The sequence below is a fragment of the Oceanobacillus manasiensis genome, assembly GCF_000724085.1.
In the GTDB taxonomy this organism is placed as follows: Bacteria; Bacillota; Bacilli; order Bacillales; family Amphibacillaceae; genus Oceanobacillus_B; species Oceanobacillus_B manasiensis.
This window is the reverse complement of record NZ_CCDL010000004.1, coordinates 213421-235291: the sequence shown is the minus strand read 5'-3', so window position 1 is coordinate 235291 and position 21871 is coordinate 213421. Positions and strand designations below refer to the sequence as shown.

Sequence of the window (21871 nt, the reverse complement as noted above, 5' to 3'; positions counted from 1 at the left end):
TGGCTGGCAAGGCTTTTTTTTATCTAAAAAAGAAGTGCAGAGTTATGTACGTTTTGGTTGCACATCTCTGTACTTCTATTTTGCACTACACATGTGTTCTACATGCTTCTTCAAACTCTTTTTCAGATTTATCAAATTCAATATTAAGACTAGCCCATTCCATATGGTTATCATTAGATTCTGATATGTTTTTATGAAGATTTTCCTTTGATTTTTCAAGCTCTTTATTTACTTCAAGTAAAACTTTGGTAAATTCTTCTTTAATATAGGATAAATATTCTGGTTTAATTACTTGCTTTTCTAAAGATATATTTTCATATCGCTCGTACAAAGTTGTTATTTCACCCATAGCTTCAGTTAGTCTACTTACTATTTCATCTTTGTCTTTTTTTACATTTGATATAAATTCCTTTGAAGATGTTACTCTTTTTTTCTTATCATTGAACTCTTTTATCGATGTGAATTTATCCCATTGTCTTTTCAATTCCTCTAATTCTTGCTCCAGTTGAATTTTTTCCCTTTTCAATCTTTCAAATTTAACTTCAACTTGAATCAAAGATATTATTTTTTCTGTTATATCGGTTTCCTCGTGTAATTCTATTTTTAAATCATTACCTGAAATTTTATTAATTAAAGGCATCAATGAAGGTGAGTCTTGTCCCATTTGAGTAATTTCACGTTGACTATAGATATTTATGCCTAAGGTGTTTAATATTACCTGGCTATCTTTAATTTCATCTCTAGTGGGTATTGATACCTCTTCCCCAGAGAATTTAAAAATATCTGTAAGTCCATTTGAGTCTTGGTATGTAAGTTTTAACGTAGAATCTTCTTGAAGGGTATTTTTTATTCTAAGCAGCTGTTCATCAAAATTAGTTAATGAATTAGTGCATAGCCTTATGTACTCTAATATTGATGACTTACCCGATCCCCTTCCTCCAATAATACAATTCAAATTTGGCGCAAGCTTAATATACTGATTTTCCAAAAATGCAACATTTTCAATTTCTAATGATCTTATTCTTCCGAAACGGAATTCATTATCGGGTGAGTCCTTTTGTAATTTAATTCTAGAACTATGATCATTGAAAGCTTGCCTTAAAGAGTTAATAGAGGGTTTTGAAAATAATATCCAACTATGCCTCTTACCGATAAATCCTTTCTCGCTTTCTACTAAACTATAACAATCAGAAGACATTATTGTAGCTATAGACTTTTCCCTTTTCCACTGTTCGTGACAATTGTCGCTCGAAAGAATTATCTTTTGAATCCCCTTTGCCAGCATTTCTACAGGCTTCGGTATTTCCATTGCTAGCAATCTTTTATCTTTAAACATTCCTCTTTGAAAATGATCAGACATAAAACGATCATGTAACATTCCACTTTCTGCTAGGGGATGGGCAGCTATAACAATTCCTGGAAAATCCTTATGATCTTGTATAAAGGAAACTAGTGAATCAAAGTCTTTGTTTAAGGGTGTTATAGAATTTTCAATGACTCTAGACCTTTTTGGGAGCCCAAGTTCAGTGACCATATCATCTATTACTTCCAATGGTGTATCTGTTTCAAACAAGCATAAAACGTGGACACCTAGTCCTTGGGAAATTTCTACTTCAAAACCTGGGAAAATAACTATTGGTTCCTTGTTTAATTCCTTAGCAACAATACTGTTGCGTTCTATTAACCGTTTTAAATATTCTTTTCCTATAAAATTATGATCAGTTACTCCAATAACCTGTAAGCCAACTTCATGACACCTCTGCAAATATAAGTCAACAGATTGGTTTAATTCCTCATCACTGTATTTTTTCCCTATATAAGCATCACAGGTCTTCACCCAATTGAAAGGATCTCCAGGAGTCTGCATTTGTAAATCACACTTTAACCATTTCATTCCATTGAACAAAGAATCACTCCTAAAAAAATTCTTAAATACGGTATTTATTCATAGGATAATTTTACCATAGAATGGAATAACTATAAATGTAGTTTAGTAGGTTCGAGATGAAAATCAGCAGAAAAAATATTCATGAAAATATCTTTTAAGAAAACAATAGGTTAGGCGTGTGCATATTAACTTCGATTATTCGTCCATTTTAAGTTCACCCCGTCAGAACAAATAAAATATGATATTATAGCAATATGAATCTGTTGATTTTATTCTAGCAGTTACAATCGGCAGCTAAGTAGGTAGGAACGTTGTTTCGAGGGAATTTCTTTGGCCACTTCATTCTTTTTCTTATTGAAGACAGATATAAGCTTAAAGTAATTCTATCTATTATTAGGATGCGGATTACTTTACGCCTACTAAGGCAAATAAGGTTATCTCAGTATTGTAATCAAAGTTGAACTAACTTATTATTAGATTAGTTGTTTATGGAAAATAGATGTTGAACGAAAAAACTAGCACAGATCAATTAGTAAGAAGATTTATTGAAGGTATCGGTGTTACATATGAGGAACAAGGATCATCAAATGTTCAAATAAAACAGGAATTAAAAAATGCGAGCAAATCAAAAACACAGGCAGGTGTTGGAAAGCCTGAATTTATTTTTTTCTCTGGTGATTATTTAATTATCGTGGAGGACAAGCTTGCCTTAGATAAATTAGAATATAAAAACGACGAGGGAATAATCGATACAGACTTTCCCTTCAGACGAGATTATGCCGTTAACGGAGCGATCCACTATGCAAGACATATCATAGAAAAAACTAATTCTTATAAAGAGGTCATAGCTATAGGAGTTGGCGGCGATAACGTACATTATCAAATAAAACCCTACTTTGTTTCAGAGAACGGTATCAAAGAACTTCCTGACATGAAAAGTCTTGAGGATTTGGCGCCAGAAATTGTCGACGAATTTTATAAGGTTGCAGTATTAGGTGAGCTACCAAGAGAGGAACGGGAACTAAGAGAAGTAAATAAGATAGCGGCAGACATGCATGAAGACCTTCGAAATTATGGACAACTGGAAGGTGAGAAGAAGGCAACCGTTGTTTCGGCAATTTTGCTAGCTTTAGAAGAACCAACGTTTTCCTTGAAACAATTGACTGGTTCAAATCGTGTGGGAGGATCTGACGGAGAAATTATCTTCGGCTCAGTAAAAGTATACTTAGAAAATGCAGGAATCGTTCCATATGCAAAGGTAGGAGAAATGCTAGATCAGTTCACTTTCATACAGAGAGATGTGACATTAAACACAGTGAACGCTAATCTTGAAATGACCCCACTCAAGTTTTTTGCGACGACACTCGAAGCTGAAATTATGGACAAAATCAAGAGCAATACAGATTTTGATATTCTAGGGAATTTCTATGGTGAACTTGTAAAATATGGCGGCAATGATGGGAACTCTTTAGGCATCGTGTTAACACCGAGACACATTACCTCCTTAATGACAGAACTAATTGAGATAAATAAATCCGATTATGTTTTGGATCCGGCCTGTGGAACTGGAGCTTTTCTAATCAGTGCCATGAACCGTATGCTTAGACAAGCTGAAAATGATGTTGATCGACAGGATATTAAACAAAACCGTCTATATGGCATTGAGATCCAACAAAAATTATTCACTATCGCAACAACAAACATGATACTTCGAGGTGACGGAAAAAGTAACCTCATCAGAGATAATAGCTTAACTTTTGATAGTAGTATTATGAAGGGTCACAAGATTAACAAGATTCTAATGAATCCACCATATTCTCAGGCTAAGAATGATCAAACACAGCACTTATCAGAACTAAGTTTCATACAACACGCATTGGATATGCTTGTTGTAGGTGGAAAACTGTGCGCGATTATTCCTCAGTCTACAATGGTTGGAAAAAATCGACATGACAAAGATAGAAAGAAACAAATTTTAGAAAATCATACATTAGAAACAGTTATTACTTTAAATACTGATACCTTCCATGGGGTAGGAGTTAATCCATGTATCGCTGTTTTTACAGCTGGTATCAAACACCCAGAGAAGAAAAGGGTATCTTTCGTTAATTTTGAAGATGATGGAACCTCTTTTATTGTAAAAACCACCGTTAAAGATACAGATGAATGGTTGCATAGTTTTTTTTATTTTAATGATGAAATACCGACTGAAGAAGAATTTGAAAGTGCTATAGCTGATTACTTAACTTTTTCTTTCAATATGAATGCACATAACCGGGGATACCTTTTTGACGAAGAAGGAGAAACCGAAGATGAAGAATAAGACAATATGGAAAGAGTTTTTATTTACCGATATTTTTGAAATAAGGGATGGCTATTATAATAAAAAACCGCCTTTTGATGGGGGAGAAATACCTTTTTTAGGAGCATCTTTATTTAATAATGCTGTAACCGGGTTTGTAAGTGAAAATATTATAAATACTTACGATAAAGTAGGAAATAAAAGCTCCAAGGATATAAGGAAAAGGATATTCCGTGGTAATTGCATTACAATTGTTAATAATGGTACTGCAGTAGGAAAAGCTTACTATCAAGAGCACCCCTTCACGTGTAGTCATGATGTTACCCCTATTTATCTTAAGGATCACCCTTTATCATTTGAGATTGCAATGTTCTTAATCCCTTTAATATAAAAAAGTGGAGCACCCTTCAAATATGCAAATAAATGGAGACCTAAAAGAATTAAAAGATCAAAAATTATGCTACCTGTAAATGAAAATGATAGCCCGTCTTGGGAACTTATGGAACAACATTCTGTTTTCAGGATTGCTCAAGTTAGAGATAAATGGAAATCCCTTGACTTAAATCCTATTATTGACAATCGTGATTTAGGAGACTTGGATTGGAAGGAATTTTATCTTAATCAAGTCTTTGATACTATTAAACGAGGGAAAAGGTTAACAAAAGCAAGACAGAAAACAGGATTAATACCATACGTTTCCTCCAGTATGTTAAATAACGGAGTCGATAATTTCATTTCAAATAAAAATGGAGTTCGGAAGTTTAAAAATGCTTTAACTCTCGCAAATAGCGGTAGCGTTGGGAGTTCCTTTTTCCAACCCACTATATTCATTGCATCTGATCATGTTACAGTTCTTAAAAACACACAATTTAATAAGTATCATTATCTCTTTTTATCAGTATGCATTGAAAAGCAATCTGGCAAGTATTCGTTTAATCGTGAGATTAACGATGCCCGAATTAAACGTGAAAAAATCATGCTTCCGGTAAATAGTAAAAATGATCCAGATTATGAGTTTATGGAGCAATATATGAAGCGAGTCGAAAACAAGATAATTGAAATAACAGCAGGAAAAGAAGCAGAACTGTAATGGTTCGCTTCTTTTTTGCGAATGGCAGCACCTACATCTATAGGGTGAAAGTTCAGAATGTGCCGTAGAGCTGGGAAGCATTAGCTGACAAATAGCGCGTTTGACTATAGGGTAGCCTACTGGCTAGGAGTGTTAGGAGGGATGGATTATAGGGGGAGTGTAAGATGACGTTCACCTTGTTACAAGAGAAATAATAGTAAGAGATAGAAAAGGTGATAAATCAAGAATAGTTTATATAACAAGAAAGTTAAGATTGATTTACAATCCTGGTTTAAAGAAAGAAGAGATAGGTAGTAAATTTATTTCCAACTAATCAAAAAAGACGTCTTGATGAATCGTTGTAAATACAGCATTTCAGAAATATTCAAAGGTAGGTAAAAAGATTTCAACTCACGTTTTGCGTCATTTGTTTAGTACGAATGCTATTAATAAGGCGATGAGTATACATGAAGTAGCAAATCAGGTTGAGCATTCCAACCAAGACTGAAATGTTAGATAAATTGGACCAACTATAGCAAATTGACGACAGTTATGTCTAAAATTAATGATGAAAAGGAAGGTAAATCAAACCGATGACTTTGGGAGGGTGGAATATGAGGAAGGAACTGGAAGTTAATGATTATATAAAATTTTTGAGAAGAGCTATAGGTAAAGTCAAAAACGAATATTACGGGAATAAAGAGTCGATTCAATCGATGATTAATGGGGCTGAACTGTATCCTACAAAAGAGCAACTAGAGGAAACAATAATCCCACATCTCAGTAAACACCATGAGCGGGTCTTCTGCTACGAGCTTTACCATCAGTTACGAAAAGTCTTAGAAAAAGGGCTGGGAGATTTAGATAAGAAAGTGATTTTGCAAGCCGAGCTTCAAAAGAAACAAATAAGTGATGAAGTAGAGGATTTAATGGGTATTTCTAAATTAGAAGGAAGGTATATTCCTGACTTTCTCATTCACGAACCAAACACTGTTTTTCATCAAAACTTAATTATAGAAGTCAAAGCGAATCCTAATTTAAATGAAAAGAGCATGTAAGATGACATTAAGAAAATAGATCAATTCGTTAGCAGATATGAATATAAAAAAGGGGTCTTCTTAGCTATAAACATTTCTAAAGAAAAATATAAAAAGCTTTTATCTAAGAATAGACTGCTTATACGATTAGAAAATGAAATAGATAATCAAGAAAAAATCTTGGTTATGTTCAAAGAATCTTATGAAGCTGAATTATTACATAGAAACTTAGGGAAAATAATACAAAACAAAGGAGTAGATTAATAAAATAAAATCGTTGGAATAGTTTTTTAATTAATTGGCACAATTCCGGAAAAGAAACGATAGAAAATAATCATTTAAAAAAATGTATAATACTTCACAAGGAATGGACCTGTTTTGATCAAACTTTATACTAAATCTACAAAAATGCAGACATATTTAAAAGACCTTGATCAATTAATATACAAATTTAATAATTGATTTGCTCTCTATAATTATTAAACTTATACAATAAATTGTTTTAATATCCTCTATAAGTATATCGGTGCCGATATTCTATGTAATAATGCTAGCAAATGGTCACTAAAAATATGGTAGGTTACTATTTACACTTTAGCTATCAATAAAGAAGCTAAGTATTTATAATCCGTATTATAAATACTTAAATCATTTAATGACCACTAACCATCCTTATATTTTTTTATAGTTATGAACTTAAATTATTGATCTTAAAAGAATATCCAAAATTGGAGATATCCATTAAATTGTTATTACGATTTTTATATTATTTTAACATAGAATTGGATATAATTAACTGATTTCTAAAATGAATTAATTTTTTTCTGCAATTTCCTGTCTTACTTGATTCCATCGGTAATGGTAACGATCTTATATTTTTGTAGCATAAAGGTAGCAATATTCGAAAGGTATAATAAATCCATTGCTCAGGTTATTCTGCGATGGTTGACACAAAGAGGGGGCATTGCGTTTCTGAAGTTGTTCATAAGGAAAGAATGATTGAAAACTTCGATATCTTTGGTTTTGAATTAGAAGAGGATATTGAAAGAATCGCTAAGATAATATAAGATTGTTTATTTTGGGAAAGCCGTATTATGGTTCGATATTCCTCCCTCCTTGAAAAACTCGATAAAGTTCTGAGCAGCCCTAGATAAGCTATGATTTTTTAGCCATATCAAACCAATTGGGGTAGAAAACTTGGTATCGGAGATTCTGTGGGCATGTATAGGATATTCTTTATGCTGTTTAAGTACTGTTTCTGGAACAATAGATGCGCTAAAGTTGGCCGAAACTAAATCTAATAAAAGCGTAATATCGGAACACTCACCGATGATGTGAGGATGTAATTGAAACCGGGAAAAAGCTTCTAAAATTAAATAATGAACACCTAATCCCTCTGTACTTGGTAATAGGAGTGGGTAGTTTTGAATTTCATCAAGTGAAACATCATGGTTGATTGATTTCTGCTTTTTGGATGTAATAAAATAAAACGGTTCTGTATAGAGATGAAGGACTGAAAAATCATCTAATTCAAGTGGTAATCGTATAAATGCCAATTCTACGGCTCTATCTCTCACGAGTCGGCAGAGAATCGATGATTCATTTTGTTGAATTTTATAGGTAACTTTAGGGTATTTTTCTTGAAATTGTTGGATGATTTTAGAAAGGTTAGTGACAGAAAAGGTGTTAACACCGATCATCAGTGTTCCGCTTACGCCAGCCCCTACTTCTTTTACCTCTACTTTGGTTTCTTCCATTAATTGCGTCATCTGCAAGGCATATTTATATAACGTTTTTCCCGCCTCAGTTACTTCAAAGTATTTCCCACTTCTTTCTACTAACTTGGAGCCAAGTTCCTCTTCCATTGATTTCAGCTGTTGACTTAATGGCGGTTGGGAAATATGAAGACGTTTGGCAGCGGCAGAAATTTTCCTTTCTTCAACAATTGCTATAAAGTATCGTAGCTGTTTTATATCCATCGAAAAAACCCTCCTTTCTAAGTATATGAAAAACCTAAGTGAAATTTACTTTTTTAATATTTTCCATATATAAACCCTCATGATAACATATTTATAAAGATGAGAAAAGAAGCTATGAAGGTGTGGCGATTGTTTTTAATTTCTGCTGTTTGTTTTTTCGCTTACCGCATGTCAAACAACTCCTGAATCTTGGGAAAGAAGGAAGGAAACACAATGAATCAACAATTAATCGACTCAGCAGAACGTGGTGACACTAAAAAAGTTCTGAATTCCCTTAAAAATGGAGCAGATATCAATCAACGAATGGATACGGGAAGACAGCTGTAATGGCAGCGACCCATACTCATAAGACAGACACTGTGGATCGCAAATACTTTGAACTTGAAACATTCTATGATGAATACTGTAAGCCGATTAAAGGCCGCCGATTGCCTATGGTTCAACAACCAGATGAATAAAGTATTAAGGTGTACCAACGCTGGAATGAATTAAATGATTGACATAATAATACGTTGAAAAATCATAGTTTTAGGAGGAAATGGACATGGCAGATAAAACTTATTGGTTAACCAATGTTAGATTAGAAACGGGTTACCAATATGAAAATGGGTCAGTAGCCGGAACAAAAACAGAACAATTTCATGTGCGGATTGAAGATAGAACGATAAAGGAAATTGTCCCCGCCGATAAACTTTTAATAACGGATTTACCTAAGCAGGATGCAAATAATTATTTAATGCTCCCATCATTTAGGGATATGCACATTCATCTTGATAAAACATACTATAGTGGCCCTTGGAAAGCGCCAACGATTCCATCCAAAGGTATTATCACACGGTTGAAAGAAGAGGAAAAATTACTCCCACGCCAGCTGACTGTTGCCGAAGAAAGAGCAAAAAATTTACTTGATTTGTTGTTGCGTGCGGGTTCAACGCACATTCGTACACATTGCAATGTTGATCCTGTTATCGGATTAAAAAATCTGGAGGCAACTTTACAAGCGGTGGAAGCATATAAAGGAAAGGCTTCTGTCGAAATTGTCGCTTTTCCTCAGCATGGATTATTACGAAGTCAGTCTGTTTCACTTGTTAGGGAGGCACTGCAAAACGGCGCTTCCTTAGTGGGGGGGGTTGATCCTGCAACCATTGACGGGAATATTGAAAAATCATTACAAACGGTAATGGAATTAGCTGTAGAAGCTAATGCAAATATTGATCTTCATATACATGATCCAGGACATCTTGGAATTTTTACGTTTAAACGATTAGCAGCTTTGACTGAGGAAGCAGGGTGGCAAGGAAGAGTGACCATTAGCCATGCATTAGCACTCGCTGACATCTCACTTGAGGAAGCAAATGAGGTTGCAGAGATGCTTGTTCATCAAGGTATTTCCATTACTTCATCGGTTCCCATTGGAAAGACGATCCCGATTCCTCTCTTACAGAAAAAAGGGGTTGAGGTATCCCTTGGTGATGATAGCATCACGGATCACTGGTCACCATTTGGAAAAGGCGACAGTTTGGAAAAAGTGGGGATATTAGCGGAACGTTTTAGGCTAAGTGATGAATTTTCACTTGGACAAACCTTACGTTATATTACAGGTGGTGTCACAACTTTAAATGCGGCTGGTCAATGGATTTGGCCACATGTAGGAGACGATGCAGATTTCGTTTTTGTTGATGCGAGCTGTTCGTCGGAAGCTGTAGCAAGGAGTGCAAGTAGAATGGCTGTTTTCTTTAAGGGAAATTTAGTTGTTGGAACATTGTAAATTAAACATAGAAAGGACTGATCATATGAGTACTGCCTTTTGGTTAACAAATACGACATTAGAAACCGGGTATCAAAATAATAATGGTGTTGTAATAGGTACAAATACTGAACGTTTTCATCTATTGATTGATGGCGGGAAGATTTCGAAAATCATACCTGCCTCTGAACCAATCACAGATGATCTGCCAAAAAAAGATGTAAAGGGGTTGCTGATGCTTCCGTCCATCATTGAAAAACATTGTCATTTGGATAAGACATTACTTGATGATCGCTGGCGTGCAGTAACGCCTGTTAATAGTATCTTTGAACGCTTTGAAATTGAGAAGAAAATCCTCCCTTCTTTGGAAACAACGACACAGGAACGTGCGGAAAAGTTACTTAATAATTATTTGACATACGGTGTGACACATGTACGAACTCATGTAGACATTTATCCGGAGGTTGGGTTAAAGAATTTGGAAGAGGTTAAAAAAGCTTTGCAAACATTTGAAGGTAAATTATCTTATGAAATTGTTGCATTTCCTCAACACGGTTTATTACGCTCGAATGCTAAGAATTTAGTCAGTGAAGCCCTCCGTCAAGGGGCAAACTATGTGGGAGGTGTTGATCCGGCTACTGTAGATGGCGACATCGAAGCCTCTTTGCAACAGATGGTGGAACTTGCTGTTGAAGGAAATGCGGGAATCGACTTACATTTACATGATTCAGATCATCTGGGAGTTTTCACGATGAAAAGATTGGCTCAGTTAACAAAAGAAGCCGGTCTGCAAGGTAAGGTGGCGATTAGCCACGCATTTGGACTCGGGGATATCTTACTTTCTCAAGCAGATGAAATCGCTGAATTATTGGCTGATGCAGGAATTACCATTATTACCAGTGTGCCGATTAATCGACAGTTTCCACCAGTTGGGCTATTACGCGAAAAAGGCACATCGGTTGCCGTTGGATGTGATAATATCTTTGATGTTTGGTCACCATTTGGAAATGGAGATGTTTTAGAACGTGCTAGTCGTTTAGCAGAAGTTTCTGGATGGGTAGATGAACGATCATTAGCGCAAACGCTATCTTTTATTACCGATGGCAAAACACCGCTTAATCATCAAGGTGAACAAGCTTGGCCAAATATTGGAGACGATGCAAGCATTATACTAGTTGACGCCACTTGTTCTGCGGAAGCAATCGCGAGGAGATCGAGACGAGTACTTACGATGTACAAAGGAGAAATTGTTTCAGGTTCGATTGAAAATAGTAGGCAAGGTCTTTAGAAGATATAGGAAATGATAAATGATTAAAATATGGAGCAAGAAAATAAATTAATATTTGCCCATTCGATTAAAGAAAGGGGCTTACAACTACAACGTACAATATTAAGGTAAAATGGGATCAGAATTTTTGAACATACTGCATATATTTCTTCACGCACTAATACAACCTAAAACCGTTGTTTGTTGGAGGTAAAACTATATACAACTAAGATACAAGCGGCGGGTTTGAAAATAACAAAATTCAAAACCGCCGTTTTCCTTTTTTAAGGACACGGCGGTATAAAGGAGGATACCGCTGTGTTTATTTATTTCCCCTCTAGCTAGATGTCACTCTTCATGTCAAGAAAAATTTTGAAGTGTTATGGGTTTATTATGGCTGTAATTTATCAGTACACAATAGTTAATCAAATATATCAAATTTCATGCCCAACTGGCTTATGTTTAGTTGGGATTTTTTCTACCTTGCAAAACTTCTTTACAAAAATCACTTCTATCTTTGGCATTTTATAAAAAATCTTGTTGAGGATTATGAAAGGGGAAATCATCGCCCACTTTTGCATTTGCCAAGGGAGAGGAAATGCATGATAGAACCAAGTCATACCGAGTGGCAGGTGCGTTGTGCATTTAATGCTTTTTGCAAGAGAGTGTTGAAAAAGGAAGTCATTAATAATTACAACTAGTATCACTGTCCTACTATACTACTTTTTTAACATGACTAATGTGAAATTGGTCAACTTTTCGATATTCCACGCAGTACAGTTCCGTAAGACGCACATGCTCTTTTGAACGGTTAAAGTGATTTTAGGAGGAACATGCAGATGAATGGGAGGATTAATTCTAATACTGAAACCAACGAGCAAGGTTTAGTGTCTCGTCTACTTGTTTGAAAAAAGGGGGCCTTTGTGTGGTTTAAATTCTAAATCCTCCACCTTTTGTATAGAAAAAGTAAACTTACTGCCAAAATTCGACAATTTCCTTCATTTTTTTCAAAAGACATCCGATATATAGGGTAGCAAAAAATAAAGGAGTTTGACTATGAACAGCAGTTTACAGGCAGTCGTTAATATTGCCCCTATAATTAAAGAGACCCTAGGTCCTACCGCCGCAATGGGAATCATAGATACAGAGAAATTTGTTTACTTTGAACCATCTACTGTAATTAAACTTGATGTAGCAGTTGGAACGCCCGCAATTCCTGATATTGAAGAATACGCTCGTGCTATAAAGGGAGAAAAAGTAAGTAGTGCTACGATGGATCCAGCAATTTTTGGGGTTCCTGTTGTGACGGATATCCTGCCAATCAAAGAGGATAATGGAGAGATCGTTGGATTACTATCCATGAGTCGGACATTAGAGCATCAAGTACATCTCGATAAAGAAATAGAGAAAATTAGTCAGGTAATCGACAGTCTTCAAGGAAAAGTCCAAAACGTTGCAGCACAAGCAGAAGAATTATCAGCTACAAGTAGTGATATTAGTGAACAGGCGACCAAAGCTAATGATAATTCAAAACATATAGGTGAAGTGGTTCAGCTGATTGAGCAAATTTCCAATCAGACAAACCTGCTTGGTTTAAATGCCGCGATTGAAGCGGCGCGGTCAGGAGAAGCAGGAAAAGGATTCGGAGTGGTAGCTGATGAAATTCGTAAGCTATCTGATAATACAAAAGGAGCTGTCAAAACGATTGGCAAATCTTTAAGTGAGATTCGTACTAGTATTGAGAATCTTACCTTAAGCATTAACGAGGTATCTGCATCATCAGAAGAACAGTCTAAAATTATGGTGGAGTTCATGGATGATATTCAAAATCTTGATAATAAGAGTAAAAAGATCGTGAGCTCAATGAAGAAGATTACAAAACAAAATTAAGGAGAGAAACACATGCATCCAACACTTAAAGCGATGGTAACTATTGCTCCTTTATTAAAGGAAATACTTGGAGAAAATACGATTATTGCAGTAACAGATAAAGAAAATTACGTTTATTTTTCTCCTTCTAAAAGCTATGACATAGGGGTTAAGGTCGGAGATTTTGCCATGAAAGAAGAAAATCAGGCGCTTATAAAGGCAATAGCAGGAGAAAAAACAAATGAACATATTCCAAAAGAATATGTTGGTGTCGCTATACAAAGCTCATCCTCTCCACTAACAGATGAACATGGTGAAATTGTCGGAGCATTAATGATTAGCACGACGCTTCAAGAAGAGGAAGAAGTAGGAAATGAGCTACTGGAGTTGCGCGGGATCATTAACAGTCTGCAAGGGAAAGTAGAACATGTAGCTGGACAGGCTGAAAAGTTGTCCGCAACAAGCACCGATATTAACGATCAAGCCTCTATTGCTACAGCTAATTCGGAGGAAATCAGTAAAGTTGTTCAATTAATTGAAGGTATTTCAGCGGAGACCAATCTGTTAGGTTTAAATGCATCTATTGAAGCTGCTCGCTCCGGAGAAGCAGGTCTTGGTTTCGGTGTAGTAGCAGATGAGATACGCAAGCTTTCAGATGGTACGAAAGAGGCAGTCGGTACAATAGGGAAATCTTTATCAGAAATCCAAGCCAGTATTAGTAACCTAAAACACAGTATTGAAGAGATATCCATTTCTACGGATGAGCAGTCCACTGTGATGACAGAGTTCACCGAAGATATTAGCAGACTTGATAAGCAAAGTGAAGAAATAACACAGTATGTGAAAGAAGTTATGCAATAGATGTTTTTCCAGGTTATCTAGAAATAAATAACTTAGTGAGAAAAAGTATAAGATTCCAGTTATCAAAAATGATAACTGGAATCTTTTTTAGTTTTTATGCCAGCAGTTTCCCTGAAATTTTAAGTTGCTCGACTGATATAGAGGTTTAATTGTTATTTGAATGTGCGCTATTAGAAAATTTGAATTGTAAAAAGATTAATACATTAAGTTCTTGACAGAGTAGATAAGTAAGTGATACTATTCAAAACGTAATCATTACGATTAAAAAGAGAATGGGAGAGGAAAAATGAAAAAATTACTTACTAGTTTATCAATCTTATTGTTTATTAGTATCTATTTAACAGCATGTCAAGGTACGGAAGATGAGGTAGTGGATGCAACTCAGGAAGAAGAACAAGAAGTACATACAGATGAGAAACATGATCATGAGGAAGATGAAGAAGAAAATTTGGAAGCGCCAGTAGGTATCGAAATCGAAGGAGTTGCTGACCACTACCATACGGGAGATACGATGGAGCTAACTGCAGTATTGGAAGAAGCTTCGGACTTGGATCACTGGCACTGGTATAGTAGAGAAAGCGAAGATGAGGAATGGGAAGTTATTTCAGGGCAAGAGACGGAAAAATTTACAGGTGAAGCAACAATAGATGGTTTAGAAATTAAAGCTGTTTTATTCAACGATGACCACGAACCTAGTGTTCAATCAGCGCCAATTGAAGTTGTCATTGATGATCATCATGGGCATGATGAAGAAAGTCAACAAATATATAAAGGTTACTTTGAAGATAGTCAAGTAGAAGATCGTGAATTGTCTGATTGGGAAGGAGATTGGCAATCAGTTTACCCATATCTTTTATCTGGAGATTTAGATGAAGTGTTTGCGCATAAAGCAGAAGATGGGGATATGACCCAAGAAGAATATAAAGAGTACTACACCATTGGATATGAAACCGATGTGGAGCGAATCATTATCGAGGATGGCCACGTTACATTTTTTGAAAATGGGGATGAATATTCCGGGGAGTACAAATCGGATGGTTACGAAATTCTCACCTATGAAGCAGGTAATAGAGGTGTTCGATTTATATTTGAATTAGTTGAGGGGTCAAATGAAATGCCACAGTACATTCAATTTAGTGACCATGATATATTCCCAGTCGATTCACACCATTTTCATTTATATTGGGGAGATGATCGTGAAGCACTTCTAGAGGAAGTTACAAATTGGCCAACGTATTATCCTTCTGACTTAGATAAGGATGGGATTGTTCGTGAAATGCTAGCACATTAATTATTTGATTGGTGTGATATTGTTCAGAAAGCCTCTAATTGAAGGTTTAGCAAACAACTGAAATTAAAGAAGAAGGTATTTTTTTTAACTTATAAATCGTAATGATTACGCATAAAGCGATATTAGGAGAATGAAATAATGAAGAGAAATTGGCTAGTCACCGTTTTATTGAGTTTAATATTGAGTGTCACTCTTTTGGGGTGTAATCAAACTGAAGATGTAAGCACTACGAATGGTGAGTTATCTGTTGTAACATCGTTTTATCCAATGTATGAATTTACTCAACAAGTAGCAGGGGACCGGGCAGAGGTATCACTAATGGTCTCTGGTGGAGAAGATGCCCACCATTATGAACCAAGTGCACAAGACGTAGCAGGTGTTAATAAAGCAGATGTTTTTGTATATAGCAGCGAAGAAATGGAACATTGGGTGGAAAGTTTATTAAACACAGTAGAAAATGATAACCTTGTGATCGCTCGTACAGCTGATGGTGTGGATTTAGTTGATACGGAAAGTTCAGGTCATGCTCACGCGGGTGAGCAAAATCAAGAAGCTAATGGAAATATAACCATTCAAGGTGTTGCGGACCATTATCATACTGGTGACATGATCAAATTAACAGCTGAACTTGATGAGGACGTAGAATATGATCACTGGCACTGGTATAGAAAGGAAAGTGCTGATGCGGAATGGGAGACTGTTCCGAACCAGGGGGGAGCTGAATTCGAATATGAGGCTTCGGGAGAAAGTTTTGAGCTGCGAGCAGTTCTTTTTGATGACTCTCATAATGAATATGCAGCATCAGAATCAATGGAAATTGTTATTGATGATCATAATGGTCATCATCACGGAGAGGACGAAGATGAACACGATCATAGCCATGGCCATGGAGAAGAAGACGCACATGATCACGATCAAGCTGATAGTGAAGAGTCCAGTCATGATAATGAACATGAAAGTGATAGATCAATAGACATTGTTGGACTAGCGGATCACTATCATACAGGAGATGTTGTGACACTTGAAGCAGAGCTTCCTGAAGATGTCGAATTTGATCATTGGCATTGGTATATACGTGAAAAAGAAGGACAGGAATGGGAAGCATTATCTGATCAAGGAACGAGTCATTTTGAGTATAAAACAACTGGGGAAAGCTTTGAAGTCCGAGCCACCCTTTTTGATGACGATCATAATACGTATGCAGAATCGGAGCCAGTGTCCATTGTTATTGATGATCATGAGTCCCATGATCCACATATTTGGTTAGACCCAGTATTGGCACAAGAGCAGGTTAATATTATTCGTGATGTATTAATTGAAGCAGATCCAGATGGAAAAGAAATTTATGAAGAAAATGCAGAAGCCTTTAATGAAGAGCTTAAAACGTTAGATATGGAATATCAGGATGTTCTTAAAGATGCAGAACATCGTGCCTTTGTAGTGCAACACCAAGCATTTGGATACCTTGCACAACGATATAATTTAGAGCAAATCGCGATTGGTGGATTATCGACAGAAGTAGAACCAAGTCCGTCGCGAATTGGTGAGATTGCAGACCTGGTAGAGGAACATAATGTCCCAGTAATTTATTATCAACAGGGAGCGAATTCAGCAATCGCAGAAACTGTCGCTACTGAAACAGGAACAAAGACTGCAGCTTTATATGACTTAGAAGTATTGTCTCAGGAATTACAAGATGAAGACTTAGGGTATGTGGAGGCAATGCGTCAGAACTTAAAAGCTTTACAGTTAAGTATTAAATAACGAAAAATTAATCTCATTGTAAGAGAAAGAAAATATGTAAAGAAGGGTCGCTTAATAGTGCATTATATTGAAGTGAAAAATCTTGCCTTTCAGTATGAAGAAGAACGAATTTTAGAGAATATTTCATTTGAAGTGGGTGCGTCAGATTTTGTGATGTTAACGGGAGAGAATGGCGCAGCAAAAACAACTCTACTGCGCAATATTCTAGGCTTACTTAAACCAACCAAAGGAAGTGTCCAGCTTTCCCCAATAAATCGTCTTGGGGAAAGACTAGTGATCGGATATGTCTCCCAGCAAGTTGCATCCTTTAACGCTGGATTCCCGAGCACAGTACTGGAACTCGTGCAATCCGGCCGTTATCAAAGAGGTAAATGGTTTAAAAAACTAGATAAAGATGACAGGGAGCATGTTCGACGCTCCCTTGAATCAGTAGGAATGTGGGAGATGCGTCATAAAAAAATAGGGGAGTTATCTGGTGGACAAAAGCAAAGGATTTCCCTTGCACGTGTGTTTGCAACAGACCCTGATTTATTCGTATTGGATGAACCTACAACAGGGATGGATACAAATTCCCGTGAAGAATTTTATAAATTATTAAAGCACAATAGTAGTGAGCATGGGAAGGGAATTTTAATGGTTACCCACGACCATGAAGAGATTCGACATTATGCTGACAAACATATTGAGCTAGTGAGGAAGGAGGACTCACCTTGGAGATGTTTTTCCATGGATTCATGCAAAGAGCTTTCCAAGCCTCTTTCCTAATATCATTAATTGCACCTATATTAGGGTTGTTTTTAATTTTACGTAGACAGTCTTTGATGGCAGATACCTTATCACATGTCTCCTTAGCAGGTGTGGCACTAGGCTTGTTAATTGGTGTCAATCCGACGTTTACCAATATTTTAGTGGTGTCGGTGATTGCCATAGTGTTAGAATATTTGCGTGTAGTGTATCGTACGTATTCGGAAATTTCTATAGCCATCCTAATGTCGGCCGGGATGGCCCTGGCATTAGTTCTAATGGGACTAAATGACGGCGGGGCAACGTTAAGTATGAATCAATTTTTATTTGGCTCCATTGTCACCATTAGTGAACAGCAAGTATGGATGTTATTAATCCTAACGATTATTATTGGTCTCTTATATTTAATTTTTCGAAAACCATTGTATATCTTAACATTTGATGAAGAAACAGCCTTTACAGCCGGTTTACCAATTAAAACGATGTCTGTTTTGTTTAATATATTAACAGGGATCACGATTGCGGTGACTATGCCTATCGTGGGAGCTTTACTGGTTTCAGCAATTATTGTTCTACCTGCAGCTATCTCGATGCGCTTAAGTAATCGTTTTAACGGTGTGATTTTAATTGGGATAGTGCTTGCTTTAATAGGAATGTTTAGTGGTCTAGTCGTTTCTTATAAAATAGGTACACCTCCAGGAGCTTCTATTACATTAATCTTACTTATCGTTTTTGTTATTACAATATTTATGAAGAAAATTCTCCACTACATAAAAAGAGAGAAGTTATTTAAAAGTACCGATATGAGCGTTGATTAATTAGCTTTCTGAAAGTAGGTCCTCCCATTTGAGTGGAAGATGAAAAAGAGGTCATCACATTAGTTGAGCTGACACTGTAAAGGTAGAGTGGCACGTAAAATAAGAGTGCGAAAGCGAACAATAGACTTTTAATTAAAGTTATTGTTCGCTTTTGGTTGACTTAGAGCAAATGACCTAGTATGATAAAAATTGAATTTAATAGACATGCGTATAATTTCGGGAATATGGCCCAAAGTTTCTACAGATCGCCGTAAATGATCTGACTACGCAGGAAAGCATTCGTTATCTTTTGCGAGGTGACTCGTATTTTTATACGTCTTTTCTGCTAGTAGAAACGCGCTTGATCATGGATCATGTGCGTTTTTCTATTTGTAAATATGAATAAGGGAAAGAGGAGGAAAAGGCGTGAAAAAGTATTTTCGCTTTGAAGAATTAGGAACAAATTACAGAACAGAATTTATGGCTGGGTTAACAACTTTCTTGGCTATGGCTTATATCTTATTTGTAAATCCATCGACCTTATCTTTAGAAGGGGTAGAGCAGTTACCAGATGGGGTAACAAGAATGGATCAAGGCGCTATTTTTGCAGCGACCGCTATTGCAGCTGCGGTAGGTACATTGTTTATGGGTCTGATAGCGAGATATCCGATCGCTTTAGCACCAGGGATGGGTCTCAACGCATTCTTTGCCTATACGGTAGTATTAGGGTACGGAATCCCATGGGAAACAGCTCTTTCAGGAGTGCTAGCTTCAGGAATTATATTTATTATATTAACTTTGACTGGAATAAGAGAAAAAATTATTAACGCTATCCCTGCTAATTTAAAATTGGCTGTCGGAGCAGGAATCGGTTTGTTCATTGCATTTGTTGGGTTCCAAAATGCCAACATCATTGTCGGGGATGATGCTACCTTGTTAGCCCTAGGTGATCTGACTTCTCCAACTGTAATGCTTGCTGTTTTTGGTATTATTATATCTGTTATTTTATTAGCACTAGGATTCAAAGGCGGTATTTTTTATGGGATGGTTATTACCGCAATTGCGGGAATGGTTGTCGGTTTAATTTCCCCACCTCAGGGATTAGGTGGCATCGTTGGGGAAGTACCAAGTCTTGCACCTACCTTTGGACAGGCTTTTGCCCACTTTGGTGACATTTTTACGATCGAAATGCTTGTCGTCATTTTAACATTTCTATTTGTTGATTTCTTTGATACAGCAGGAACGCTCGTTGCTGTAGCCACACAGGCTGGTTTGATGAAAGATAATAAACTTCCTCGTGCGGGCAAAGCATTGTTTGCGGATTCTGCAGCTACTGTAGTCGGAGCATCATTAGGTACTTCAACGACTACTTCCTATGTAGAATCTACTGCTGGAGTAGGTGCTGGTGGTCGCTCTGGATTTACCGCTATCGTAGCCGCTGGATTTTTCCTATTGGCATTGTTCTTTTCTCCTCTATTAAGTGTTGTAACGTCAGAGGTAACCGCACCTGCTTTAATTATTGTTGGTGTATTGATGGCAGCTGCATTAAAAGATATTGAGTGGGATCAATTTGAAATTGCTGTACCAGCATTCTTAACGGTTGTGACAATGCCATTAACGTACAGTATCGCAACAGGGATTGCAATTGGATTTATCTTCTATCCAATCACGATGCTGTTAAAAGGACGGTATAAAGAAATACACCCAATAATGTATTTCCTATTTATTATCTTTGTCCTGTACTTTATTTTCTTAAGCTAGTAATTGGAAAAAAAGTCCACATTCACTTAATTGAGTGATTGTGGACTTTTTTTGTACGATAGGAATATAGAATTTTAACCAGGAAACAAAGGAGACGTAGTTAAAATCTTGAAGTTTCACGTGTAAGAAAAACCCACATTCGCTAAAAGACTAGCGAACGCGGGTTTTCCAAAATTCCTTTATTGATCCCGTTGATGCACATATGCTTCTTTACCGAAAGGAAGTAGGTGGTAAAGTGTAATGAGTATTGTTCCGGTTGTTGCAAGGATACCCATTCCATAGTATAAAGTTTCGCCACCAAGGGAATCGATAATAGATCCTCCGACAAGAGAACCGATTATTCCTGAGACCCCAAAGAAAGTGGCAAAGAACACTAGGTGTCCAGTTGATTGTAGAAGTTTTGGAATCAATCTGGAAACATAGTTGAATGCTGCCAAGTAGAAAACACCAAAAGTTAAACCATGCATAAATTGTAGCCCGATAATATGGAGCGGGTTATCAACGGAAGCGTAAATAAACCATCTTATACTATAAATAGCGCCGGCAATAATGATAAAGAAGAGTGGATGGTATTTACGGAACCAGATCCCAGCAGTTGCAAAGACAAGTGCTTCAGTTAGAACTCCTGTAAACCACGCAAAACCGACTAGACCTTCACTACCTCCAAGCTGAGAAATATACAGGCCAATATAACTGTCATTTGCCCGGTGTGTAATTGTTAGGAACATGATAAGTAACAAGAAAATAAGGAATGACTTGTTTTTAAAGATTGCTCTAACATCTCTTAACTGAACCGGTTCGGAATCAACTTTTACATCCGTCAACCCAAAGGACACGATTAATGCAAGCACTCCAAAGCATAAAAACGGAATGATCATATATTCTATTCCTACTCTTGTAAGTACTTCGCCAATAATCAGAGAAGAGGTAGCAAAACCAACCGACCCCCACCAGCGAATGGCGCCAAAAGAAACGCCAAAATGCTCTGCACGTCGTTGGGCAAGGCTGTCTCCTAAAGCTCCAATTGGGGTAACAAAGAAATAGAATATAGCCCCCATAAGAATAATGGCGAGTAATGTGTTCATCTGGAAAAAGATAACACTAGTTACAATCAGCCCCACGATACAAATCTGAATAATTCGTTTGACTGTCTTGTATTTATCACTCATGTACCCCCAGAAAGGCTGAGCAAAGATGGATGCAAGTGGGCCTACTGCGAGAACCCAACCAATTTCTGTGCCATTTAGACCTTTATATTTTAAATATAAGGGCAGATAACTAAGAATAATAGTATTTGTGGCATGAAAGCTAAACAAAAGCATTTTTAATGGTGTAAGAGAATTACGATTAAACAACAAATCCGCTCCTAATCTAAGAAAAAATATACAAAGGCTATTATACTATTATTGAATGAAGAGCGATAGAGTCTTTAGGGAATAAGCTTGTCCCATGTTTGAACTCTGCACATAACTGTTACTAGATATTGCTAAGCTCG

17 protein-coding genes, 1 pseudogene and 1 riboswitch are annotated in these 21871 nt (G+C 36.6%); of the genes and pseudogenes, 15 read left to right on the top strand and 3 right to left on the bottom strand.

Translation table 11 applies throughout. The features are described from left to right. Positions 1-85 precede the first annotated feature (85 nt). Complete coding sequence (locus BN985_RS17880; RefSeq protein WP_042225264.1) at positions 86-1906, bottom strand: AAA family ATPase; 1821 nt, start codon at positions 1904-1906, stop codon at positions 86-88. A gap of 481 nt (positions 1907-2387) precedes the next feature. On the opposite strand from BN985_RS17880, the gene BN985_RS17875 reads away from it, so the two are divergent. From BN985_RS17875 to BN985_RS17860, 5 genes are all read left to right on the top strand, one after another. Then, positions 2388-4211, top strand: a complete 1824-nt coding sequence (locus BN985_RS17875; RefSeq protein ID WP_042225263.1) for an HsdM family class I SAM-dependent methyltransferase — start codon at positions 2388-2390, stop codon at positions 4209-4211. Beyond that, complete coding sequence (locus BN985_RS17870) at positions 4201-4581, top strand: restriction endonuclease subunit S (protein WP_052360746.1); 381 nt, start codon at positions 4201-4203, stop codon at positions 4579-4581. Before BN985_RS17875 ends, BN985_RS17870 begins: the two co-directional genes overlap by 11 nt. Positions 4582-4647: 66 nt before the next feature. Then, positions 4648-5280: a restriction endonuclease subunit S gene (locus BN985_RS17865; RefSeq protein WP_052360745.1), complete on the top strand. Its 633-nt coding sequence runs from the start codon at positions 4648-4650 to the stop codon at positions 5278-5280. Between the two features lie 334 nt (positions 5281-5614). Then, positions 5615-5767, top strand: a complete 153-nt coding sequence (locus BN985_RS19625) for a tyrosine-type recombinase/integrase (RefSeq protein ID WP_156960165.1) — start codon at positions 5615-5617, stop codon at positions 5765-5767. Positions 5768-5873: 106 nt separating this feature from the next. After that, positions 5874-6317, top strand: a complete 444-nt coding sequence (locus BN985_RS17860) for a hypothetical protein (RefSeq protein WP_042225261.1) — start codon at positions 5874-5876, stop codon at positions 6315-6317. 1052 nt (positions 6318-7369) lie between these two features. Here the strand turns inward: BN985_RS17860 and BN985_RS17855 are convergent. Beyond that, complete coding sequence (locus BN985_RS17855; RefSeq protein ID WP_042225259.1) at positions 7370-8275, bottom strand: LysR family transcriptional regulator; 906 nt, start codon at positions 8273-8275, stop codon at positions 7370-7372. Positions 8276-8601: 326 nt separating this feature from the next. Between BN985_RS17855 and BN985_RS19530 the strand changes: the two genes are divergently transcribed. The 10 genes and pseudogenes from BN985_RS19530 (at position 8602) to BN985_RS17800 (ending at position 20376) form a co-directional block, all read left to right on the top strand. Next, entirely contained in the window at positions 8602-8733 is a 132-nt protein-coding gene (locus tag BN985_RS19530) for a hypothetical protein (RefSeq protein WP_269635373.1), read from the top strand. An 86-nt stretch (positions 8734-8819) separates the two neighbouring features. Further along, positions 8820-10043, top strand: coding sequence for an amidohydrolase family protein (locus BN985_RS17845; protein WP_408634710.1), 1224 nt, complete (start codon positions 8820-8822; stop codon positions 10041-10043). 25 nt (positions 10044-10068) lie between these two features. Continuing rightward, positions 10069-11310, top strand: coding sequence for an amidohydrolase (locus BN985_RS17840; RefSeq protein ID WP_042225342.1), 1242 nt, complete (start codon positions 10069-10071; stop codon positions 11308-11310). 1536 nt (positions 11311-12846) lie between these two features. Continuing rightward, positions 12847-13179, top strand: a pseudogene (locus BN985_RS19620) (methyl-accepting chemotaxis protein); the annotation flags it as partial. 12 nt (positions 13180-13191) lie between these two features. Further along, positions 13192-14019 (top strand): methyl-accepting chemotaxis protein, encoded by an 828-nt coding sequence (locus BN985_RS17825; RefSeq protein ID WP_052360744.1) that lies wholly within the window; start codon positions 13192-13194, stop codon positions 14017-14019. A 286-nt stretch (positions 14020-14305) separates the two neighbouring features. Further along, positions 14306-15310 carry a metal-binding protein ZinT gene (locus tag BN985_RS17820; protein ID WP_042225253.1) on the top strand — a complete coding sequence of 335 codons (1005 nt, stop codon included), beginning with the start codon at positions 14306-14308 and terminating at the stop codon, positions 15308-15310. Positions 15311-15448: 138 nt separating this feature from the next. After that, positions 15449-17074, top strand: coding sequence for a metal ABC transporter solute-binding protein, Zn/Mn family (locus BN985_RS17815; RefSeq protein WP_042225251.1), 1626 nt, complete (start codon positions 15449-15451; stop codon positions 17072-17074). A 57-nt stretch (positions 17075-17131) separates the two neighbouring features. Beyond that, on the top strand, positions 17132-17839 hold the full coding sequence (locus BN985_RS17810) for a metal ABC transporter ATP-binding protein (RefSeq protein WP_042225250.1): 708 nt from the start codon (positions 17132-17134) through the stop codon (positions 17837-17839). After that, complete coding sequence (locus tag BN985_RS17805) at positions 17785-18636, top strand: metal ABC transporter permease (RefSeq protein WP_042225249.1); 852 nt, start codon at positions 17785-17787, stop codon at positions 18634-18636. Before BN985_RS17810 ends, BN985_RS17805 begins: the two co-directional genes overlap by 55 nt. Before the next feature lie 186 nt (positions 18637-18822). Continuing rightward, a riboswitch (purine riboswitch) is annotated at positions 18823-18922 on the top strand. Between the two features lie 119 nt (positions 18923-19041). Continuing rightward, on the top strand, positions 19042-20376 hold the full coding sequence (locus BN985_RS17800; RefSeq protein ID WP_042225247.1) for an NCS2 family permease: 1335 nt from the start codon (positions 19042-19044) through the stop codon (positions 20374-20376). Positions 20377-20555: 179 nt separating this feature from the next. Here BN985_RS17800 and BN985_RS17795 read toward each other — a convergent pair whose 3' ends face one another. Further along, positions 20556-21731, bottom strand: a complete 1176-nt coding sequence (locus BN985_RS17795; RefSeq protein WP_198030034.1) for an MFS transporter — start codon at positions 21729-21731, stop codon at positions 20556-20558. Between the last annotated feature and the right edge of the window lie 140 nt (positions 21732-21871).

What these genes read in the sequence shown, in the direction of transcription:
- BN985_RS17875 (WP_042225263.1), top strand. Translation starts at nt 2,388, where the DNA reads ATGTTGAACGAAAAAACTAGCACAGATCAATTAGTAAGAAGATTTATT.
- BN985_RS17870 (WP_052360746.1), top strand. Translation starts at nt 4,201, where the DNA reads ATGAAGAATAAGACAATATGGAAAGAGTTTTTATTTACCGATATTTTT.
- BN985_RS17865 (WP_052360745.1), top strand. Translation starts at nt 4,648, where the DNA reads ATGCTACCTGTAAATGAAAATGATAGCCCGTCTTGGGAACTTATGGAA.
- BN985_RS17860 (WP_042225261.1), top strand. Translation starts at nt 5,874, where the DNA reads ATGAGGAAGGAACTGGAAGTTAATGATTATATAAAATTTTTGAGAAGA.
- BN985_RS17855 (WP_042225259.1), bottom strand. Translation starts at nt 8,275, where the DNA reads ATGGATATAAAACAGCTACGATACTTTATAGCAATTGTTGAAGAAAGG.
- BN985_RS19530 (WP_269635373.1), top strand. Translation starts at nt 8,602, where the DNA reads ATGGCAGCGACCCATACTCATAAGACAGACACTGTGGATCGCAAATAC.
- BN985_RS17845 (WP_408634710.1), top strand. Translation starts at nt 8,820, where the DNA reads ATGGCAGATAAAACTTATTGGTTAACCAATGTTAGATTAGAAACGGGT.
- BN985_RS17840 (WP_042225342.1), top strand. Translation starts at nt 10,069, where the DNA reads ATGAGTACTGCCTTTTGGTTAACAAATACGACATTAGAAACCGGGTAT.
- BN985_RS17825 (WP_052360744.1), top strand. Translation starts at nt 13,192, where the DNA reads ATGCATCCAACACTTAAAGCGATGGTAACTATTGCTCCTTTATTAAAG.
- BN985_RS17820 (WP_042225253.1), top strand. Translation starts at nt 14,306, where the DNA reads ATGAAAAAATTACTTACTAGTTTATCAATCTTATTGTTTATTAGTATC.
- BN985_RS17815 (WP_042225251.1), top strand. Translation starts at nt 15,449, where the DNA reads ATGAAGAGAAATTGGCTAGTCACCGTTTTATTGAGTTTAATATTGAGT.